Genomic DNA, 20,150 nt, shown 5'->3' with positions numbered 1-20,150 from the left:
GTGGCAAACCTCCTTATGGTCGGGATGTGCGCCGGCCTGCTGCGCCCGCGTCGACGACTCGCCTCATATCCGGTCGAGCTCCTCGGCGAAGTGACAGGCCGACCGGTGTCCCGTCGACAGAAGGCGAAGCCTCGGGCGCTCCGACGCGCACGCCTCGCGCCCGGACACAGCCGTCGGTCCGATCGGGCAGCGGGGGTGGAATGGGCATCCGGCCGGCGGATCGAGGGGGCTGGGGACTTCGCCTCGGAGCACGATTCGATCGCGCTTGCGCTCAACTGCCGGGTCCGGCTCCGGTACCGCAGACAGCAATGCCGCGGTATACGGGTGCCGGGGGCTTGCACAGATCTCGTCGGCCGATCCCTCCTCGACGATCTGCCCGAGGTACATCACGGCAATTCGGTCGCTGACGTGGCGGACGACGGCGACGTCGTGGGCCACGAACAGCAACGAGATACCCAACCGCACCTTGAGGTCTTGCAGCAGGTTGACGATCTGCGCCTGCAACGACACGTCCAGCGCCGAGACCGGCTCATCGAGCACCAGCAGGGTTGGCTCAACGGCCAGAGCTCGCGCCAGGGCGATGCGTTGCCGCTGGCCGCCAGAGAAGTTTCGAGGGAGCCGGTTGGCCATCAACGGCTCCAGACCCACAAGTTCGAGCAGCTCACTCACCCGGGTTGGCACCTCTGACGCTGGCACGATCCGGTGGATGCGTAGCGGCTCGGCGACCAGGTCGCCGATCGTGTGCCGTGGATTCAGTGAGGCGTACGGGTCTTGAAAGACCAGCTGCACCTGGCGACGCAATCTCTTGAGCTCGGCCCCGTGCGTGTCAGCGAGGTCTTTGCCGTTGACCAGCACTTCGCCGCCATCGGGACGCTCCAGTTGAAGAACTATCTTCGCCAGCGTGGACTTGCCACAGCCGGACTCACCCACCAGCCCGACCGTCTCGCCTGCTCGGAGGTGGAGGTCGACGCCGCGAACCGCGCGTACCTCCTCGCTGGTGCGGGTAACCAGCCTGCGCTTGTGAACGACGTACGTCTTGCGCACCTCACGCAAAGCCAGGACGTCGGGCCTCCCCTCGTACAGGTCCGAGTTCGTGGTGCCCACGTGTAGCGGCGTTGGGGTGGGCGGGTCGAGGCGCAGGCCGTCGGCGGTTCGCCAACATGCAGCAACATGGCCGGACCCGTGCTGGTACATGGGCGGCATCTCGGCGCGGCAGCGATTGTCGGCGAAGTCGCAGCGCGGTGCGAACGGGCATCCGGCGGGTGGCTGGCGCAGATCAGGGGGACTGCCCTCGATGGCCGGAAGTCGACCTTTGTCGGCCCCGATGATCCTCGGCACGGACTTGAGGAGACCCCAGGTGTACGGATGGCGGGGATCGTTCGGCAACGCATCGACAGGTGCCTGCTCCACGACCTTGCCGCCGTACATCACGAGGATCCGGTCACACAGCCGGGCGACCAGGCCGAGATTGTGGGTGATGACGACGACCGCCGTGCCCAGCTCCCTGTTGAGTCGGGCGAAGACATCGAGAACCTGCGCTTGGACGGTGACGTCCAATGCTGTCGTCGGCTCGTCAGCGATGATGACGCACGGGTCGTTTGCCAGAGCCATCGCGATCAGGACCCGCTGGCGCATGCCGCCGGAAAACTGGTGCGGGTAACCGGCCAACCGTTTGGCGGGGTCTGGGACATCGACCAGATCCAACAGCTCCGCCGCCCTCCGGCGGGCCGCGCGTCGGTCAGCCCCGTGCAGTCGAAGTGCCTCGGCGATTTGGTCACCAACACTCATCACTGGGTTCAGCGAGGACTGTGGATCCTGGGACACCAGAGCCACCTCGCCGCCGCGGTATGCCGTCAGCGCCGATTCCGACATGGCGAAGACGTCCTCGCCCCGGTACTTCACCGACCCGTCGACGATTCGCCCCGGCTCACGGACCAGCCCAACCAATGACCGCGCGGTAACAGACTTCCCGGAGCCCGACTCGCCGACGATCGCCAGTGCTTCACCTGCGTGCACGTCGAAGTCAACACCTCGCACCGCCTGCACCACGCCTAGGCGCGTGGGAAACTCGATTCGCAGCCCGCGTACCTGGAGAATGGCTTCAGTCATCACGTACCCCTAGCCCCGCCGCAATGCGGCGTTGATGCCGTCGGCCAGCAGGTTGAGACCGATGACCAGGCCAGTAAGCACAGCGATCGGGCCGAGTACGTACCACTGCTGTTCGGCGAGGAATGGCAGGCCAGTCTCGATCATGCCGCCGAGGGATGGATTGGGTGGCTGGATGCCAAAGCCGATGATCGCAAGCCCGCCCTCGAGGAAGATTGCACCCGCGGCCGCCATGACGAAGTGCACGATGAGGGCGTCGAGCGAGTTCGGCAGGATGTGCCGGAACAAGATAGCCGCCCGGCCAGCACCGACCACCCGAGCGCCGACCACGTAGTCGCGCTCGCGCTGCGTCAGCACGGCCGAACGGGTCAACCGTGCTGTCACCGGAATCCCAGCGATCACGATCACGATCAGCACGGTTGCGAATCCTGGTGTGATGATCGTGGCCAGCGTTGCAGCCAGAATGACCTGTGGGAACGCCATCTTGACGTCGAGGAGGCGCTGGACTACGCCGTCAGCTAGTCGATCCACGGTGGCAACCAGGCCTAAGACGACTCCGATGACCTGCCCGAGCGGGACCCCCAAGACGGTGATGATGACGTCCTGCCGGATGCCGTACAGCAGGCGTGAATAGATGTCCCGCCCAAGCTCGTCGGTGCCGAGCCAGTGCTGGCTGGATGGGCCGAGCAACGATGCGCCGGTCGACTGGAAGGCCGGATCGAATGGCGCGAGCACTGGCGCCATCAGGCCGGCCGCAACGAGCACCGTCACGACCACCAGGCCGGTCGCACCAGAGGGCGTACGCAGCGCTCGGGACCATCGCCCGGTTCGGGCGCCGACACCCTGAGCTGGCGCGAGCTGCGTCACCTCTATAGCTGTCATTCGCCCTCCAAGCGGACGCGCGGGTCCAGAGTCGCGTGGACGAGGTCAGTCGCCACCTGCATGGCAATGAAGACGACGACGAAATACACCACGAGGTCTTGGACGATCAGGTAGTCGTGAGCGATGACAGCGTTGGCGAGCACCTGCCCTAACCCTGGCCACGCGAAGATGGCTTCGATAATGAGAGCGCCGCCCAACAGATGTCCGACTCGCAGACCCAACACGGTGATCACGGAAGGAAGCGCGTTCGGAAGGGCGTGTCGCCACAACATGCGGCGCCTCGACGAACCCTTGGCGAACGCCGTTTCGACGTACTCCTCGTCTAGTTCCGTCCGCAGTGCAGTCTCCAGAAAGCGCGCGATGACAACTGCCGAATGCAAACCCAGGGCGATCGCCGGCATGAGCAGGTACTGGATCCCGATCTCCGGGTCCTCCAGCAGCGGCTCTCGTCCGCCGGCAGGTAACAAGCGAACGTTGATGGCGAACGCGAGAATGAGCAGGATTCCGACGACGTACTCCGGCACGCCAAACACGATTGCATTGAAGGCCTTCAGCATGCTCTGTATGCCGTGCAGCCGCACCGTTGCACCAGCCATCCCTAAGGCGAAGCCACACACGACAGTGACCACAAGGCTGCCCAGGGCCAGCTCGAGGGTGGCGCCACCTGCTCGGAGGAAGGTCTCGACCAGCGGCTCGCCGGAGATGTACGACCGACCGAGGTCTCCGGTTGCGAGACCGCGCGCCCAGTCCCAGTACTGCTGCCACAGCGGATCGGCTAGGCCCATCTTCTCCTCGAGTGCCCGCACCGCCTCTGGCGTTGCCTGGTCGCCAAGAATCGTTGTCGCTGGGCTGCCGGGCAGCATCTTGATCAGGAAGAAGACGGCAATCGACGCCAAAACAAGCGTGACGATCGCCGCGGGCACGCGTCGAGCTACGAAGTTGAGCACAGCTACTCCAGGCCGGCCCGGTGCAGCATGAGGTCGTCCCAGACGGTGTAGTCCCATCCGCTCACACCCGAGCTCACCACGGTGCTCGCTCCTTGCACCAGGTCGCAACAGAAGGCCTGGTCGAGTAGAAACTCACTGACTGCGTCGTAAGCGGTGCGCTTGTCCTGATCACTGTTGGCGGTGAGCGTGGCCTCCGCAAGCTGCGTGTACTCTGCAGACTCGAAGTTGAACAGGTTTTGCTGGGTCTTGTACGGCAGCGCACTGTAGATCAGGTCGACCGGGGACAGTGCGTTGTAGCCATGCACGCCGATCCACAGTCCTTCGAATGTACGGTTCTGAAACCGATCCTCTTGTTGGTCGGCACTCAGAACGCGGAGCTGTGGCTTGACGCCGGCTTCCTCAAGGTTGAACTCGACGATCTCCGCAACCTTGCTGAACTGGGCGTTTGTCTCGAGCACCACCGTCGCGCCTTCAGCGCCTGCGGCGGCCAGCAAGTCCTTGGCCTTGTTCAGGTCACGCTCGTAGTGCCGAGCAAGCTCGAGGTTGTTGGCGTCACTCGCGCTGGACCATGGCAGTGCCGTGACCTTCGCCTGGCCGAGGTAGAGGTCGTCGTTGATCCGCTGCCGATCGATGGCGTAGTTGATCGCCTGCCGCACCCGCTTGTCGTCAAGCGGTTCCGACTTGACGTTTCCGCCAAGGTAGACGCCTGCGCTGTAGGTCTCGTAGGCAGTGATCTCGAACCGATCGTCGTTCTTCACCTGGGTGGTGTTGAGCGGGCTGATGTTGGTGCCGAGATGAACCTGACCGGAGCGCAGTGCAGACATCAGCGCCTCGGGGCGCGGGATGATTCGAATCCGGATGGTGTCGAGGAAAGGCTGGTCGTCTTGCCAGTACCTGTCGTTCCTCCGCAGCGTCAGGCTTTCCCCTTGATGGTATTCGCCCCAGGCGAAGGGCCCCGTGCCGATGATGTCGTTGCTGGCCTCCGCGGCGAGCAGATTCGGTGCCGTCTCCTTGTCAACGATGATCATCAAGGCCAGCGCGTCGAAAAGGTTGTTGATGGGCTGGTCGAACGCGATCTTGACGGTGGTCTTGTCCGGCACGTCAATGCTGGTCGCCCTCTCGAGCAGCCACTGGAATGACCAGGCCGGCTGCTCATCACGCATGAACTCGAGGGTGAACCTGACGTCGTCGGCGGTGAATGGGCGGCCGCTGTGGAAGGTCACATCGTCACGGACGGTTAGCGTCGTGACCTTGCCACCGTCGCTGGTCTCCCACTCGGTGGCCAACCAGGGTTGGATCTCACCACTCTTCCGTTCGATGCCGATCAGAGTGTCGAAGATCGAGCGTCGCCAGCTCGCGTCTTGAGCGGCCTGGTTTCGAACCGCGTTCGGAACGATGTCTTGCGGCTGGGCGACGATGAGTTCGCCCCCTGGCCGTGGGCGGTTCCTGCCGCTGTCCGTCTTGTCGGAAGCTTGCTGCTCAACAGCAGATTCGCAAGCTGCCAGCCCACCCATGCCGGCGAGCACGGCTCCGGCGGTGCTTAGACGCAGGAAGTCTCGCCGGGTCGGGTCCGCGGTGAGCTTTCGGGAGACTGGTCGCATCGTGTGCTTCCTCTCGCCACTGAGCGAACGCCATCGGATGAAAACTGTGTAACGAAGTTAATGTTGGTCCTTGCCTGGCGTCAACCCCGGATCGGGCGCGGTTCTGAGCGGGGAGTTGACGGCCATTAGGGGAGTTGACGGGCCGGCCCGCGCTAGTTAGCTTCGATAAGCAACTTAACTGGGGAGGCGACGTCCATGGGCAGTCGGATCACGAACGTCAGGCTGCGACGCCTGGCGGCGACGCAGCGCTCGACCTGGATGTTCCTCGAGGTGTCGACCGACGACGGGCTGGTTGGCACTGGCGAGTGCTCGGACAGCATGTGGCCGGAGATGGTCCCCTCAGCGGTGCGAGAGGTGCTTAGCCCGCTGCGTGGGATCGACGCGATCGCCGATCGCGACGCTGTTACGACGCAGCTCAGGCAAGCATGCGCAGCAGTTGCCGATCCGCGGCGACAGTTCATGCAGCGGACGATCCTGGGTGGTCTGGAGATGGCACTGGTGGATATCGCCGCGCATGCGTCAGGTGTTCCGCTGTGGCAGTGGCTTGGCGGCACGCGCCGTGATCGCGTGCCGGTGTATGCCAACCTCAACCGCAGTGCCGGCCAACGACGTCCGGTCGACCTCGCCGCAAAGGCGGCGCAGGCTGTGGCCGATGGTCATCGCAAGGTCAAGGTGGCGCCCTTTGACGGGCCAGTGCTGCATGGGCTCTCGATCGTCGACACTGGAGTGGCGATCGTGCGAGCGGTCCGTGATGCCATCGGCGAGAGCGTCGACCTGATGGTAGACGTTCATCATCACCTCAGCCACGACCAGCTGGAGAACGCCATACCGCAGCTCGACGAGCTGGGGATCGCCTGGCTCGAAGACGCGGTAGACGTCACCGACCCTGACGCAATGCGGTGGCTGGGGGCTCGCACGAAGGCACCCATCGCTGGTGGTGAAGCCTTGTCTACCCATGAGGAGATCGAGGCAGCGCTGTCGACCGGGCACCTCCGGGTTCTGCTTCTCGACCCCAAGTACACGGCCGGTCCGGTTCAGCTCCAACAACTGGCAGAGCGGGTCAGTGGTGTCGAGCTGACCTACCACAATCCTTGCGGCCCGGTGAGCACAGCGGTATCCGCCCACCTGTCTACCATCCATCCCGACTTCACGCTGGTGGAGTACATCTACGGCGAGGACGTCGACCGGTCGGCGGTCACACTGCCGCCAGAGCCCGCCCCGTGCGATGGTGCTCTGGAGCTGCCGATGCGGCCTGGTGTCGGCCTCCAACTCAACCTCGATCACCCCGGGTGGTATTGATCATGGTCAATCCCTGGTCGTTGGCGTTCGCAGTCAGTGATTACCATGAGCGACACGAGGTAATGCGGGGTAATACGAGACGATGACGCGCATCGCGACCCGAGAGACTGGAGTTGAGCCCGCGCGCATGGCGGCTGGCCGCTCCGACGTACGCCGTCACAATGTCGCCGCACTGCTAAGGGTGCTACTCGAACACGGTCCAACCCCCAGGGTCGATCTGGCCAGGATGCTGTCGCTGGGTTCCGGAACCACCACGCGGATCACCGGCGAGCTCACCAAAGCTGGGCTGTTGCGTGAACTGCCCGGCCTGGTTGGAGGCGCAGGGGGACGACCGCGGGTCCCGCTCGACTTGTCGACTGATCGCTTTCATGTCGTAGGAATCCATGTGGGGTTGCGCTGGACGACCATCGGACTGGTTGACCTGCGGGGTTCACTCGTAGACCAGACAATGCGAGTGGAGCACGATGGACGCCTCGATCCAAGCTTGGTCGTCCGCGAAGCATCGCAAGCGATCGAGCAGATGACAGCCAAGAGTCCAGCGCGGATCATCGGCACCGGCTTCGCGACTGGCGGCCGGGTCGACTCGCGGCATGGCGTCGTCCGCGCACACACATTGCTCGGGTGGACCGACGTGGACGTAGCGGCGATCGCCGATGGCCAGTTTCCCGGCAAGCTCCGCGTCGACTCGACCGAGCGAGCGCTGGCCCGCGCTGAAATGTGGTTTGGCGCCGCACTCAAAGTTCCCAACTTCCTGCATGTCTATGTCGGGAACGTGATCGGTGCCGGCATCGTGGTCGATCGACGGGTTTATCACGGACGAGATGAAGGCGCCGGTGACATCGCGCACCTTCCACTCTCGCGACCAGCGCTGGTGCCGTGCCAGTGTGGCCGGTCCGGATGCGCGACCTCCGTGGCTAGCGACCTCGCGATCGTACGACGTGCAGAACGCGAAGGGGTGCTTCTGCCAGGGCACTTGCTGGGTGACCTGATCGCCAAAGCCAAAGCAGGGGATCGGCTTGCCGACTACTTACTGCGGGATCGTGCCCGCGCTGTGGGTGAGTCGATCGCCATCGTGCACGACATGATGGCGCCGGACCAGGTGATCCTCTTCGGCACACCGCTGCGAGTGCCGGAACACCTAGCCGAAGTCCGGGCTGAGGCTCGCCGATGGGCTCGGTCCGGGTTCGACGCCGATCGAATGATCACACCGAGTGCCCTCGACGACAACGCACCAGTAATCGCGGCGGCGACTTCGGTTCTCGACCGTTTCTACGCCGACCCCTTTGCCTTCGTCTGATCGTCAGCGCACCCGACGTTCTTGATCGATACGCACAGATCAGATTTATTGGATCCGCATAGCTCCCCCAACGCGATTGGGCGAGGGGCGAGACGGAGCTGACCGAAGTACCTGAATCGATGGAGGGGCTCCATGGCTGACCAGCCGAATGTTGTGTTGATTTGCGTGGACCAATGGCGCGGAGACTGCCTGTCTGCGGACGGCCATGAGCTGGTGCATACGCCACATCTCGACGCCCTCGCCGCCAGAGGAGCCCGCTTCCGTAGGGGTTACTCGGCCACTCCGACGTGCATCCCGGCCCGAGCCGCGCTGATGACCGGCCTGTCGCAGCGGTCACATCGGCGCATCGGCTTCGAGAACGGCCGTCCCTGGGACTACTCGACCACGATGGCAGGAGAGTTCGGCCGCGCCGGCTATCAGACGCAGGCCATCGGAAAGATGCACGTCTATCCCGAGCGGACCAGGCTCGGTTTCGACGATGTGATCCTGCACGATGGTTACCTACACTACGTCCGCAAGCGGCAGCGGCCGTACGAGGAGTTCGACGACTACCTTCCCTGGCTGCGGATGCAGGCCGGCGCAAGCGCGGTGGAGGACTTCTGCGACAACGGGGTCAACAGCAACTCCATGGTGGCGCGGCCCTGGGACAAGCCGGAGGCTTGGCATCCGACCTCGTGGACCGTCACCCAAGCGATGTCATGGCTCTATCGACGCGATCCGCGGAGTCCTTTCTTTCTCTACCTTTCCTTCGACCGCCCGCATCCGCCGTTCGATCCACCGGCGTGGGCGTATGAGCAATACCTGGCCGAAGAGCCGTACCACCCGGTCGTCGGAGATTGGGTGGAGGCGCTGGAACCCTACTACCAGGATTGGCGACACAACCCGTTCGCGGCGCGGATGAAGCCGGCGGTCCTGCATCGTGCCCGCGCGGGGTACTACGGGCACCTGGCACATCTCGATCTCCAGATCAACCGATTCCTCGAGATCCTCGGCGAATTCGGACTGGCAGAGGACACGATCGTGTGCTTCATTTCTGATCATGGTGAGATGCTCGGCGAACACAATCTCTTCCAGAAAGGCCTGCCGTACGAGGGGGCGGCCAGGATTCCCTTCCTCCTCAGTGGTCCCGGCATCGAAGCGGGCCAGGTTCGGGACGAGATCGTCGAACTGCGGGACGTGATGCCGACGTTGCTGAACGCCGCCGGGCTGAAACCTCCGGGCACGGTCGAAGGGCGAAGCGTTCTACCGCTGCTGGCCGATCCACCAGCCGCGTCCTGGCGAGACCATCTCCACGGCGAGCACCCCCACTTCCAGCAGACGCTGCACTGGATCGCCGACGATCGGTGGAAGTACATCTGGTGGTCGCACTCGGGGCAAGAGCAGCTCTTCGATCTGGCCGCGGACCCGAAGGAGTGTCACGATCTGGCCGCCGACCCCGCTTGCTCGTCCGACATGGACCGCCTCCGCGGCCTCTTGGTCGAACAGCTGCGCGGGCGCGAGGAGGGTTACGTCGACGCGGCCGGTCTCGTGACGGGCCGAGCACCCCGGACCTGGCTTGATCATGGCTGAACCAACCGTTGCGCCAAACGTCATCCTCATCGTGTCGGACGAGCCCTTTCATCCTTGGGTTAGGTGCGGGCGACACTGCCAGGAACCGCGGATCTCGCGGTGGTGAGCGGGTTGGGTCGGGTGCGGAGCAGCTCGCGGGTTTCCAGGTCGTAGAACATCAGCGTGGCTGCCTCGACGCGTATGCCGACCCGGCGGCCGGCGAGGATTTCGGCGGCGAGGATCTGTCTGCAGCCCAGCGAGACGATGCCCACGCGGGAGACGATCCGTTAGATCTCTACCGCGCCGCCTTTGCGTTCGGCTGGTGGCAGTGGGGAGGGTCCGGCGTTGACGGCGCCTTCGGCGGCCAGCCTGGCCAGGTCGTTGATGGTGAGGTGGGAACGGACGGCCTTGACCCTCGCACCGGCAATGAGCAGGTGGATCAGGTCGACGTCGGTCCAGAACCGGACGACCATGCCGGCCCGGACCGGCCCGAGCCAGAACTGCCGGCCGGCGACCTGCAGGTTCCCACTGGGTGGCACCACCCGGTCGAACCCGATCGGACCACCCGCCCACGATGCCGTCGTCAACACCGGTTCAGGCACGGGACCAGCCGGTTCGTGGGCAGCGGCCGGTGGGGCTGGGGCGAGTGTCGGCGGTGTCCACAGCTTGAGCAACTCCCGCTGCTCATCTGGAGCCGGGGAGAACCGGTCGGCAGGGCTGATAGGCGTCCGGTCGTCGAGTGCTTGGTGTGGCCGGTCGGTGTTGTACTGCACCACAAACCCGTCGATCGCGGCCTGGGCGGCCTCCACCGATTCGAACGGGCCGCAGTCGTCGAGCAGGTCACGTCGAAAAGTCAGATGGAACCGCTCGATCTTGCCGGTCGTGGTCGGCGAGGTCGGCTGGGTCAGCCGATGGGTGATGGCGTTCTTGCGGCAGATCTTGTCGAACATCACCTCCCGCCCTTACCGAACCGGTCGGTGAACTGTTTCCCGTTATCGGTGAGCACCTCGTTGGGAACGCCGAGTCGCTGCAGGGCTTGGGCAAACGCCAAACACACCGCCCGACTGGTCGCCCGCTCCACCACCGCCGCCATCACACAGAACCGGGAATGGTCATCCACACCGGTGACCACCTTCGCCTCCCGCAGCTCCCCGGTCGCCGGGTTGACCAGCATCACCCCGCCCACGATGTCGATCTGCCACAGCTGCATCGGACCGGGCCGCTCCCACCGCCGATACGACCCACGCGGACGCTTCCGCCGCCGAGGCACCACCAGCCCCTGCCGGGTCAGGATCCGGTTGATCGTCCTCGTCGACGGCAACACCAGACCCTCCGGCGGCTTCTTCAACAACTCCAACCAGATCCGCTTCGCACCCCACCGCGGATGCTTCCGCCGCATCTCCGCAACCAGCACCTCCACCGCCGCAGGAGCCTGATGCGGACACGAACCCGACCGATGCGAACGATCCGCCAAACCCGCCACACCATCGGCCAGATACCGAGCCATCCACGCATGCAGCGACTGACGCGACACACCAGCCGCCGCAGCCACCTCCGTCACCGATGAACCCGAAAGAACCGCCCGCACCGCATCCAGACGTTGCTCCACCACCGACAACGCAACCAGCACCAATCCCGGCCTCCCTCATCAGCGACGCCCCGCGGAACACTCGCCGAGGCGCCGTCCTCGGGCTCGCGGGCGGACGAGCGAAGGACTTCACAGAGCCGTCGACAATCGGCTGGGGTCACCGGTCGTCTGACCGTCCCGCCCTCCTCGCACGCCAGTCTGCGGCCTCCACTCCGGCCCTCAATGGCGCCTGCGGCGTCACTATGTGATCCAATGCCGCGTAGTTAGGCGATCTTGTGCGGTGTCAACGTCCTCGGTGTTCATTGCGGTTCGGGTTGGGCGTAGGTGCCGCGCCCGGTGCGTGTGAGGAAGCCGTAGCGGGTCCATTCGGCCAACTGGGTAAGCATGACGCGGGGTTTGATGCCGAGTCGGTCGGCGAGTTCCCGGCCGCTCCAGCTGCGGTGTCTTTCGGTGTTCATGATCGCGGTGATGCGTTGTCTTCGGGTGGGACTGGTAGGTGCCGATGCCTTTCGCCTGTGGGCAGGTCGCTCGGTCAGGCCTGGGGTGTGCAGGGTGATGTCGATCGCGGTGATGGCAGTCGCGGCCTCCGGCCGGAGGGGGTCGTGGCCGCGGTAGCGGGAGGTGCCGCGTCGCTACCGCGGCCACGATATCGCCATGCGCAGCAGCTGGTAGAGGGTGAGCAGCGCCCAGATCTCCTGTTGCAGGCCGTACTCATCGCCTGAGCGCAGCACGTTGCCCTGCAGGATGGTGTGGCGCAAGGCGAGGAAGGCGATCTCGACCTCCCAGCGCTCGTGGTACAGCCGGACCAGCTCCAGGGCCGGGTACTGGTGGTGGTCGATCAGGGTGGTGATCAGCCGGTACTGCTCGACCAGATGGCTGCCGTCGGCGCCAGAAACGGCGAGGTCGGCGTCAATGACCCGCACCGCCAGTCCGTTCAGGGTCGACAGGTAGGAGCCGTCGGGCAGGTGCCCCAGGACCGGCGGTTTGCGGGTGGACTTGGACCGCACCAGCAGGTGTGCGCCGGTGCCGTGCAGGTCGGTGAGGAAGCCGGTGGCGTCGAAGGCTCGGTCGAGCAGGACCAGCATGCCCGGTCCCAGCAGCGGTAGCAGCCGCCGCGCCAGCCTCGGCTCGTCGCGGTCGGTGCTTGAGCCGAGGCTGGCACCGAGCAGGCCGCGGGTTCCGGTCTCGACCAGGGCCATCAACCGCACTGTGGGGTATCCGGCGAACCCCATCCGGTAGCGGATCCGGCCCAACCAGGACCGGTTCGGCGCGGTGTCGGGGACCCGGAGTGAGTTGCAGCCGTCGAAGCCGACGGTGCGCAGCCCGCGGTAACACACCCCAGGCGTCTGCGGTCGGCCCAGCGGCCCGGCGACCACCTCGAACACCGCCCTCAGCGGTGTCGGTCCCAGCCGGCGACGCAGGTCACGCAGCGCCTTCTCCGACGGACTCGGCACTGACATGCCTGCCAGGCCGGCGGTCAGCTTCTGCCACACTCGCGCGTATCCCAGGCGCGGGAACAGCGCCAGCGCGAGCACGAAGTACACCCCCACCCTCGAGGGCAGGACGCGCAACCTGTGTTCCACGGCCCTGGTCTGTTTCAGCACGTCGTCGACCAGTTCGAACGGCAGGTACTGCGTCAGCTCGCCCAGGTGGCCCGGAGCGAAGACCCCCGGGGCGGCGGTGATGGAACGCGACACGGTGACGGTGGCAGAATCGGACATGCGCGGAGCTCCTGCGAAACCAGGTGATCTTGACAATCCCCTTGGTTACAGGGGCTCCGTGCCCATTTCTGCTCGCCATGCCGACAACGACACGCCACAGCCGAAGACGTTGACACCACACAGGATCGCCTAACTACTTCGACCTGAAAAAGTCGGCGCGTGGCGGTGCGTGAGCGGCCGCCTGTGGAACGGAAGGATGGCCCCGACCCCTTGGGCTAGAAGGGATCGAGGCCATCGTTTTTCGTACCGTAGGCGATCAGCCGTCATTGTTCGAGTCGGTGTTGCCGGAGCAGCTGCTGCGACTTCCCGGGGAGCTGGCTCGGGTCGATGCGCTGCTGGATGATCCAGCGTTCTTTGTGCCGTTCGTGCCGTACTTCGATCTGAGGATCGGTCGGCCGTCCACGCCGATGGAGACTTATCTGCGGTTGATATTCCTGAAGTTCCGCTATCGGCTTGGCTATGAGAGCTTGTGCCGGGAGGTGAGCGACTCGATCACCTGGCGGCGGTTCTGCCGAATCGGCCTGGAGGGATCGGTGCCGCATCCGACGACTCTGATGAAGCTGACCACGCGCTGTGGCCCGGCGGCCGTGGAGGGGCTGAACGAGGCCCGCTGGCCAAGGCGACCGAGACCAAAGTGCTGCGCACCACGAAGCTGCGGGCGGACACGACGGTGGTGCCGTCCAACGTGGCCTACCCGACCGACTCGGGGCTGTTGGCGAAGGCGATCGGTCGGATCGCGGCCACGAAAAGGCGGATCCAGGCCGCCGGCGGGGCGACTCGCACCAGCCTGCGGGACCGGTCCCGTGCGGCGGGGAATCGGGCGCACGCCATCGGGTTCAGGTTGCGGTCGCGCAGCGCCGCCGGTCGGGACGAGGCCTTGGCAGCGGTGCGGCGGGTGACCGGGAGCTGGCCGATCTGGCCGAGACCGCCGCCACCGAGGCTGAAAGGCTGCTGGTCAACGCGAAACGCTCGCTGCGTCGGGCACGCACCAAGGCCAGGGCCCAGCAGGCCAAGGGTCAGCACGACGCGGCCACAGGACGTCGACGAGGACGACTGGTCCGCGCCATCGACGATCTGACAGGCCTGATCGCCGCGACCAGGCAGGTCGCCGCACAGACCCGACAGCGACTTGCCGGGCAGACACCAGATGACTCGACTCGGCGGGTCAGCCTGCACGATGCCGACGCCAGGCCGATCGCCAATGGCCGGCTCGGCAAGCCGGTGGAGTTCGGGCACAAGGCCCAGCTCGTCGAAGGCGACGACGGCGTGATCGTCGACCACATCGTCGAGCGCGGCAACCCGGCCGACGCACCCCAACTCCCGCCGGCCGTGGACCGGATCCGCAACCGCGCCGGACGCCCACCCCGCACCGTCACCGCAGACCGTGGCTACGGCGAGAAGGCCGTCGAGGACGACCTGGCCGACCTCGGCGTCCGCAACGTCGTCATCCCCCGCAAGGGCAAACCCTCAGCCGCCCGGCGAGCCCACGAACATCGCCCGGCGTTCCGACGAACCGTGAAATGGCGAACCGGCATCGAAGGCAGAATCAGCACCCTCAAACGCGGATACGGCTGGGATCGCACCCAGATCGATGGCACCGAAGGAGCCATGATCTGGATCGGCCACGGGCGTCCTGACACACAACCTGGTCAAGATCAGCACCCTGGCAGCATGACAAGCACCCATCGCAGGAGCACGCCGCCACCCAACCCCGACAGACCGCCAGCACCTGCTCACCAAGGCTCAGCGTTTTCAGGTCGAAGTAACTACGCGGCATTGCTTCGCGATCGAGCAAGCTCGACTCTTGACCCGTTCCGCTCCGACCTCAATCTGGCTAGTTGCGAGGACGACGGAGAAGAGTGGTTGGCCGCCTTCACGGCGCCGGGAGGAGATCGCTGACTGCACTCGGTCGAGGAGTAGCCTGGCACGGAATCGCTAGGCTAGGGCACCTCTGCCGACTCGGGAGGGCACATGCCCCGCGTAGTGTCGATCGCCATCGTTGCGATTGCCGCTATCCTCGGAGCGAGCGGAGGCGGATGGCTCGCTGACTTCGTGTACATGCAGTTCTTTGCCCCGCCTGGCTGCAACGACGTCATTACGCCGGACGGAACCCCGTTACTGATGTGCCTTATGCCTAGCACCCCATGGTGGAGCTTGCTCTGTGGCGTCTTCTTGGGAGGCGTGAGTTCCGGAGCCGCAGCTACTTGGATTCTGCGGGCACTACCTCGTCACGCCACGACCGCAGACGGTTAAGCGCATCGAACGCGCGCTGACCCCAAGATGACCCCAGCCTGACCGCAACGACTTGCTACGCCAGGCGACGATGAGCACCAGGCCCACGACCTCCGAAGCGGAAAAGCGCAGCCCACGATCGACCTGCCTGCCTCTACGGAACAGAAGGTCGGCGTGCAACCCGCGTGCAATAGCGGCATGGACGGATCTGGACCGCTCCGAACAACGAGTTCTGGACGCCTGCCTGGCCGCCTGAAACAGCACTGCCTGGACTGATCTGGACAAGAGAGCATGGGTTCCTAATTCGTGTGTCTTGGAGTGCTTACGATCGGCCTCACCAGCCAGCATCGGCGCCACCACCCGTCAGGCGGCGTTGATCGGCTCGGTCATCAGCTGCTCTCGACGCGCCGCATGCCGTCAGGCGCGGTGCAAGAACGGGTGCGGGAGGGGCGCGGACGCCCTTACGTGTGGACGCACCGAAGGCAATCAGTCCACGCGTCTGCAACCGCGTTGACGGAGGTTTCTGGCCACCAGGCACCGCTATCGCCGGCGCTGCTTACCCGATCTTGACTGTACGGCGATCCCAAGACCCCATAGCATCATTGCTATGGCTTGGGGTAGTGTGGAGCTGGAACCGGAGGTCCGGGAGTGGCTGGAGCAGCTGTCGGGTGGGCATTTTGGTCGTGCGGCGTTCTATGTTGATCTGCTGGCCGCGCAGGGGGCGCAGCTGAAAGAGCCGTACACCAGGCAGCTGGACGGGAAGCTTCGGGAACTGCGGTTCCACCTGGAGAGGGACGCGGTGCGGATCACGTACTGGATCGCGCCCGGTCGGCGGATCATCCTGCTGACCGTGTTCCGTAAGACCCGGATGCGGGAGGATCGGGAGATCGACCGGGCAAGGCGAGCGTGGGCGCGGTGTGTGGCCGAGGCGCACACGGTCGAAGCTGAGGAGGAGCGGTGAGCGGGCGAACCGAGTGGGCGGAGATCCGCAACCGGCGGATGGCCGAGCCGGGTGCAGAAGCGGCCTACGAGGCTGCCCGGCTAGCGTTTGAGCTGGGTGCCGCGGTCCGTCAGCTACGTGAGCAGCGCGGCTGGAGTCAGAGCGAGCTGGCCCGGGCAGCGTCCATGACCCAATCCGCTGTCGCCCGGTTCGAAGCCGGCGGTACCGTCCCCACCCTGCCTGTGCTCGAGCGAATCGCCCACGCGCTCGACGTCGAGCTTGCAGTGAACTTCAAGCCCAAGCCGTCGGCCGCGTAACCGCAATACCCCCGCCGGTACTCACGTCTGTCAATGGCTCTGTCAATGAAATACCGTCTGCGAGTGCCTCGCATCACAGGATTGACAGACGAACGTCCAGGTCAGCAAGCGTGGGGCAGTCCGTACGACAGCTAACGGCCCTCCTGTAAACGGGCGCTCGCCGGGTTGCCCTTGAGGTGGGGAAGGGACCCGACGGGCAATACGGCTGCCGGTGCGTGTTGCCTGTGGCCAGGAGCCTGCGCCCACTGCTTGCAGCGGTTCGGTGGATACACGAGCTGGCTCGTCGCAGATCCGGCCGTCCACGGCCGGCTGCCAGTGCCGCGGCCGGTCCTTCGACGTATTTGCGGCGGAGTTCGCTGCTGATCGACGAACCTGCAGGGCGTATGCGGCGAAACATCCCCCTTGAAAACCGCTAGGCGGGGTAACCCCCCGCCACGTGGGTTCGAATCCCACGCTCTCCGCTCACCAGCGTTTTCGCAGGTCAGAGCCGGTCTGCTGGGCCGTCCCGACGTCGGCAGTGATCGTCTACGAGTCCAGCCGTGTGCAGTAACTTGCGGCCGCAAACGGGTAGTTGCGGGGAATGCGCGGGGTCGAACGCCCGGCCGGCTATCCACGCGCCCGCTGGCTGTGTTGCTGGTTCTGGCTGTACTGGGTCAAGGCGCCGCTGACGCGGCGCACCGCCCGGCTGCCGCCCTTGCGGGGCGACGCCGGGGCGCCGTCCTCGGGCTCGCCGGGCGGAAGCCGTGGTGACTCACTCAACGAACACCGCAGGGCTCCGCGCCCCGCACCCCGATCCTCCCTCAGGGAGGGCAGCTCCGGGCTCCTGTCCCATCGGACGGCCACCGCAAGCGGCTTAGCCGGAACCTGTGCAGGGCGCCAGGCCAAGCCTGACGGTCGACTCGTCGAGCCTGGCGCCCTGCACAGAACCCGGGTACGGGCAAGCTGTCCGACCGATGGGAGAGCAGCCCTCGACGAGAGACCCGGTACATGTATCGCCGCCTCAGATGGCGGTGGTTGGAGTGTCGCGTACAGCGACGCTGGCGTGGTTTTCTTGGAAGCTCTGTTCAGACACGAGGGTCAGTCGAGCGGTGGCCTGGAGTTCTGGCAGACTCGTGGCGCCGCAGGAGATCATGGTGGCCTTGATCTTCGCGATGGTGACCGCGAGGCCGTCGTTGAGGTCGCCGGCGTACGGCACGTAGCCGTCGACGCCTTCCTCGAAGATGAGTCCTTGGCCGCCCTGTTCGTAGCGCTTCCAGTTGCTGGCGCGGTTGGAGCCTTCGCCCCAGTACTCCTTCACGAAGCCGTCCTTGGTGGGGAGCTTCGCCCCGGGTGCTTGGTCGAAGCGGGCGAAGTAGCGTCCCATCATCACGAAGTCTGATCCCATCGCGAGCGCCAGCGCCGTGTGGTAGTCGTGCACGAGTCCGCCGTCGGAGCAGATCGGCACATACTCACCGGTGCGCTCGCGGAAGGTGTCGCGGGCCGCGGCGACATCGAGTATTGCGCTGGCCTGGCCTCGGCCGATTCCCTTCTGGTCGCGGGTGATGCAGATGGAGCCGCCCCCCACGCCGACCTTGATGAAGTCCGCGCCCGCTTCTGCGAGGAAGTTGAACGCGTCTGCGTCAACGATGTTCCCACCACCGACGGGGATCTCCGGGTAGTGCTTCTTTGCCCAGGTGAGGGCCTGTGCCTGCCAGTCGCTGTAGCCGTCGGAGCTGTCGAAGCACAGGGCATCTGCCCCGGCGTCCAGGAGTGCGGGAATGCGTTGTTCGTAGTCGTGGGTGTTCACGCCCGCACCAACGCGCAGACGCTTGTCTGTGTCTACGAGCTGGTTCGGGTAGCGCTTGTTGTCCTCGTAGTCGGAGCGGAACACCAAAGACCGCAAGTGACCATCGGCGTCGACCACCGGAAGGCAGTCAAGGCGCTCTTCCCACAGCCGTGAGTTGGCCTCGGAGAGTGTGAGGTCAGAACCTGCGTGCGGTAGGTCGGCGATGGCGGTCATCCTGTCGACAACGGGAACATCGAGGTCATGTCGATCGGGATGGAAGTCGCGGGAGGCCACCAAGCCGAGCAGTCGACCACCAGCGCTTCCATCGTGCGTAACCGCGGCAGTGCCATGGCCAGTGTGGCGCATGACCCAAACCAGATGCCTCAGCGTGTCTTGTGGCCGCACATTCGTGTCGCTGGTGACGAAGCCCGCCTTGAAGTTCTTGACCTTCCGGATGTCCGAGGCCTGCTCGTCGATGGGTCGGTTGTGGTGAAGGAAGCTCAGGCCGCCGTTGCGTGCGAGCGCGATCGCTAGGTCCGGAGAGCTGACCGCCTGCATGATCGCCGACGTGAAAGGAGAACCAAGCTCGATCGCCGACGCCGCACCAACCCGGTACCGCACCAAGGGCGTGCGCAGATCGACGGCTTCAGGTGAGCAACCGACGCCAGTCCGGTTCGGCAGGAGCAGGTACTCGTTGAACGTCCTCGAAACCCCGGCAACGATCTGTGCCACTCATTCCTCCCGATCCGGGCCTGTCTGATTGGAGGATCCCCCCACGAGTCGCAATCGCGGTGGTCGAGGCGCAACCCGAGGTGGAACCGGACGAGCCACACGTCGCCATCGAGACGTCAGCCTGCGCTCACCTGAACGTGACAAGCCTTGGCGGTCCGCTGCTCGCTCGTGCCACTTGCGTGCCAGATGGTGCAGACGATCACGGCCTCGCACGGTCAACAGCGGTCACGCCAGCGCGGCACGGACGCCGGATCAGTCGACGCTCAGCCCAGCGTGGGACCCGAATATGCCTTTGCAAGGCTGGGGTCCTCGACGTTCACGAGCCGTCGGAGCAGAGGCAGAAGGGGTGGCCGGCAGGGTCGGCGAACACTGGGGCGCTGCCGCCTATGTCGGGCAGTCGGATTGCTCCGAGTCGTAACGCCAGGTTCTGTGCCTGCTTCGGGTCTGTGACCCAGATGTCGAGGTGGACCTGTTGCGGGTATGCCGGGTCGGGCCAGCGTGGCGCAGGGGACTGCGCGTGCTGGAACGCAAGCTGTGCCATGAGGTCGTAGTCGTGGGCGTCGCCTCGACTGATGACCACGCGTTCCGGCGTATCCAGCTCCCGCGTGGGCATGTCCAACAGCTCGGCGTAGAAGGCGGCGAGCGCCCGTGGGCTGAAGCAGTCGAAGACGACACGGCCGACCTTGCCGGACAGCGGACGTTCCGACGGTTCGACTCCGGTGGGATCGCGGTAGAGGCAGAAGGGATGGCCGATCGGATCAGCGTACGACCGGTAATCGCCCGCGTCCTGCAACCGAGTGGCGCCTAGGCTGATCGCCAGATCGTCCGCGGCGTGTAGATCACCTACAGGGAAGTCCAGATGAACCTGTTGCGGATGCTCCGGATCTGGCCAACGCGGTGGCTGGTAGTCGATTGGTCCGTCGCCGAACGCTAGGTGCAGGCCGATCTTGTCCTGCTTGGAGATCATGAACCAGTCTTCCCTGGTGACCAGCATCCCGAGAAGTTCGGCGTAGAAGGTCGCGATGGGTCGCGCTCCCGCGTCGTAGCTCTCTGTCGAGTCGCCAGGGCAGGCGAACACGACATTGAAGTTCTCGACTTCGAAAGTCACCATGGCATCCTGGTACCGCGCCGTAGCCCGTGGCAAGTGCGGCCGTGGCCCGCAATTGGGCTGACAA

General features: G+C 65.3%; 15 protein-coding genes and 2 pseudogenes. 6 read left to right on the top strand and 11 right to left on the bottom strand.

The window, feature by feature from the left end:
- Positions 1-63 precede the first annotated feature (63 nt).
- The 4 genes from ABN034_RS30040 to ABN034_RS30025 are packed head-to-tail and all read right to left on the bottom strand — an operon-like array spanning position 64 to position 5,536.
- On the bottom strand, positions 64-2,109 hold the full coding sequence (locus ABN034_RS30040) for a dipeptide ABC transporter ATP-binding protein (RefSeq protein WP_349694354.1): 2,046 nt from the start codon (positions 2,107-2,109) through the stop codon (positions 64-66).
- 9 nt (positions 2,110-2,118) lie between these two features.
- Positions 2,119-2,988 (bottom strand): ABC transporter permease, encoded by an 870-nt coding sequence (locus ABN034_RS30035; RefSeq protein WP_349694353.1) that lies wholly within the window; start codon positions 2,986-2,988, stop codon positions 2,119-2,121.
- On the bottom strand, positions 2,985-3,935 hold the full coding sequence (locus ABN034_RS30030) for an ABC transporter permease (RefSeq protein WP_349694352.1): 951 nt from the start codon (positions 3,933-3,935) through the stop codon (positions 2,985-2,987). Before ABN034_RS30030 ends, ABN034_RS30035 begins: the two co-directional genes overlap by 4 nt.
- 2 nt (positions 3,936-3,937) lie before the next feature.
- On the bottom strand, positions 3,938-5,536 hold the full coding sequence (locus ABN034_RS30025) for an ABC transporter substrate-binding protein (protein WP_349694351.1): 1,599 nt from the start codon (positions 5,534-5,536) through the stop codon (positions 3,938-3,940).
- Positions 5,537-5,731: 195 nt separating this feature from the next.
- Here ABN034_RS30025 and ABN034_RS30020 point away from each other — a divergent pair, with 195 nt between their 5' ends.
- From ABN034_RS30020 to ABN034_RS30010, 3 genes are all read left to right on the top strand, one after another.
- On the top strand, positions 5,732-6,835 hold the full coding sequence (locus ABN034_RS30020; RefSeq protein ID WP_349694350.1) for a mandelate racemase/muconate lactonizing enzyme family protein: 1,104 nt from the start codon (positions 5,732-5,734) through the stop codon (positions 6,833-6,835).
- Between the two features lie 82 nt (positions 6,836-6,917).
- Entirely contained in the window at positions 6,918-8,132 is a 1,215-nt protein-coding gene (locus ABN034_RS30015) for an ROK family transcriptional regulator (protein ID WP_349694349.1), read from the top strand.
- 132 nt (positions 8,133-8,264) lie between these two features.
- Complete coding sequence (locus ABN034_RS30010) at positions 8,265-9,701, top strand: arylsulfatase (protein WP_349694348.1); 1,437 nt, start codon at positions 8,265-8,267, stop codon at positions 9,699-9,701.
- A 59-nt stretch (positions 9,702-9,760) separates the two neighbouring features.
- Here ABN034_RS30010 and ABN034_RS30005 read toward each other — a convergent pair whose 3' ends face one another.
- From ABN034_RS30005 to ABN034_RS29985, 5 genes and pseudogenes are all read right to left on the bottom strand, one after another.
- Positions 9,761-9,952 carry a hypothetical protein gene (locus tag ABN034_RS30005; protein ID WP_349694347.1) on the bottom strand — a complete coding sequence of 64 codons (192 nt, stop codon included), beginning with the start codon at positions 9,950-9,952 and terminating at the stop codon, positions 9,761-9,763.
- A 15-nt stretch (positions 9,953-9,967) separates the two neighbouring features.
- Positions 9,968-10,630, bottom strand: coding sequence for an integrase core domain-containing protein (locus ABN034_RS30000; RefSeq protein WP_349694346.1), 663 nt, complete (start codon positions 10,628-10,630; stop codon positions 9,968-9,970).
- Positions 10,630-11,289 carry a helix-turn-helix domain-containing protein gene (locus ABN034_RS29995; RefSeq protein ID WP_349694372.1) on the bottom strand — a complete coding sequence of 220 codons (660 nt, stop codon included), beginning with the start codon at positions 11,287-11,289 and terminating at the stop codon, positions 10,630-10,632. The genes ABN034_RS30000 and ABN034_RS29995 overlap by 1 nt, the downstream gene beginning before the upstream one ends.
- 278 nt (positions 11,290-11,567) lie before the next feature.
- Positions 11,568-11,726 carry a hypothetical protein gene (locus ABN034_RS29990; protein ID WP_349694345.1) on the bottom strand — a complete coding sequence of 53 codons (159 nt, stop codon included), beginning with the start codon at positions 11,724-11,726 and terminating at the stop codon, positions 11,568-11,570.
- Between the two features lie 189 nt (positions 11,727-11,915).
- A pseudogene (locus ABN034_RS29985) lies at positions 11,916-12,989 on the bottom strand (IS4 family transposase); the annotation flags it as partial.
- A gap of 233 nt (positions 12,990-13,222) precedes the next feature.
- Here ABN034_RS29985 and ABN034_RS29980 point away from each other — a divergent pair.
- The 3 genes and pseudogenes from ABN034_RS29980 to ABN034_RS29970 all read left to right on the top strand — a co-directional run bounded on the left by ABN034_RS29980 (position 13,223) and on the right by ABN034_RS29970 (position 16,478).
- A pseudogene (locus ABN034_RS29980) lies at positions 13,223-14,664 on the top strand (ISNCY family transposase).
- Between the two features lie 1,164 nt (positions 14,665-15,828).
- Positions 15,829-16,182 (top strand): type II toxin-antitoxin system RelE/ParE family toxin, encoded by a 354-nt coding sequence (locus ABN034_RS29975; RefSeq protein WP_349694343.1) that lies wholly within the window; start codon positions 15,829-15,831, stop codon positions 16,180-16,182.
- A complete protein-coding gene (locus ABN034_RS29970; protein ID WP_349330842.1) occupies positions 16,179-16,478 on the top strand; it encodes a helix-turn-helix domain-containing protein in 300 nt (99 codons plus the stop codon). Before ABN034_RS29975 ends, ABN034_RS29970 begins: the two co-directional genes overlap by 4 nt.
- A gap of 1,000 nt (positions 16,479-17,478) precedes the next feature.
- On the opposite strand, the gene ABN034_RS29965 is transcribed toward ABN034_RS29970, so the two are convergent.
- The gene (locus ABN034_RS29965; protein ID WP_349694342.1) at positions 17,479-18,975 is read right to left on the bottom strand and encodes an IMP dehydrogenase; all 1,497 of its coding nucleotides are present in this window, start codon (positions 18,973-18,975) and stop codon (positions 17,479-17,481) included.
- Positions 18,976-19,291: 316 nt separating this feature from the next.
- Positions 19,292-20,086, bottom strand: coding sequence for a VOC family protein (locus ABN034_RS29960; RefSeq protein WP_349694341.1), 795 nt, complete (start codon positions 20,084-20,086; stop codon positions 19,292-19,294).
- Positions 20,087-20,150 lie beyond the last annotated feature (64 nt).

The sequence above is a fragment of the Actinopolymorpha sp. B11F2 genome (assembly GCF_040195635.1).
In the GTDB taxonomy this organism is placed as follows: domain Bacteria; phylum Actinomycetota; class Actinomycetes; order Propionibacteriales; family Actinopolymorphaceae; genus Thermasporomyces.
Note: the sequence above shows the minus strand (reverse complement) of the source record. Positions and strands in the feature narration are given on the sequence as shown.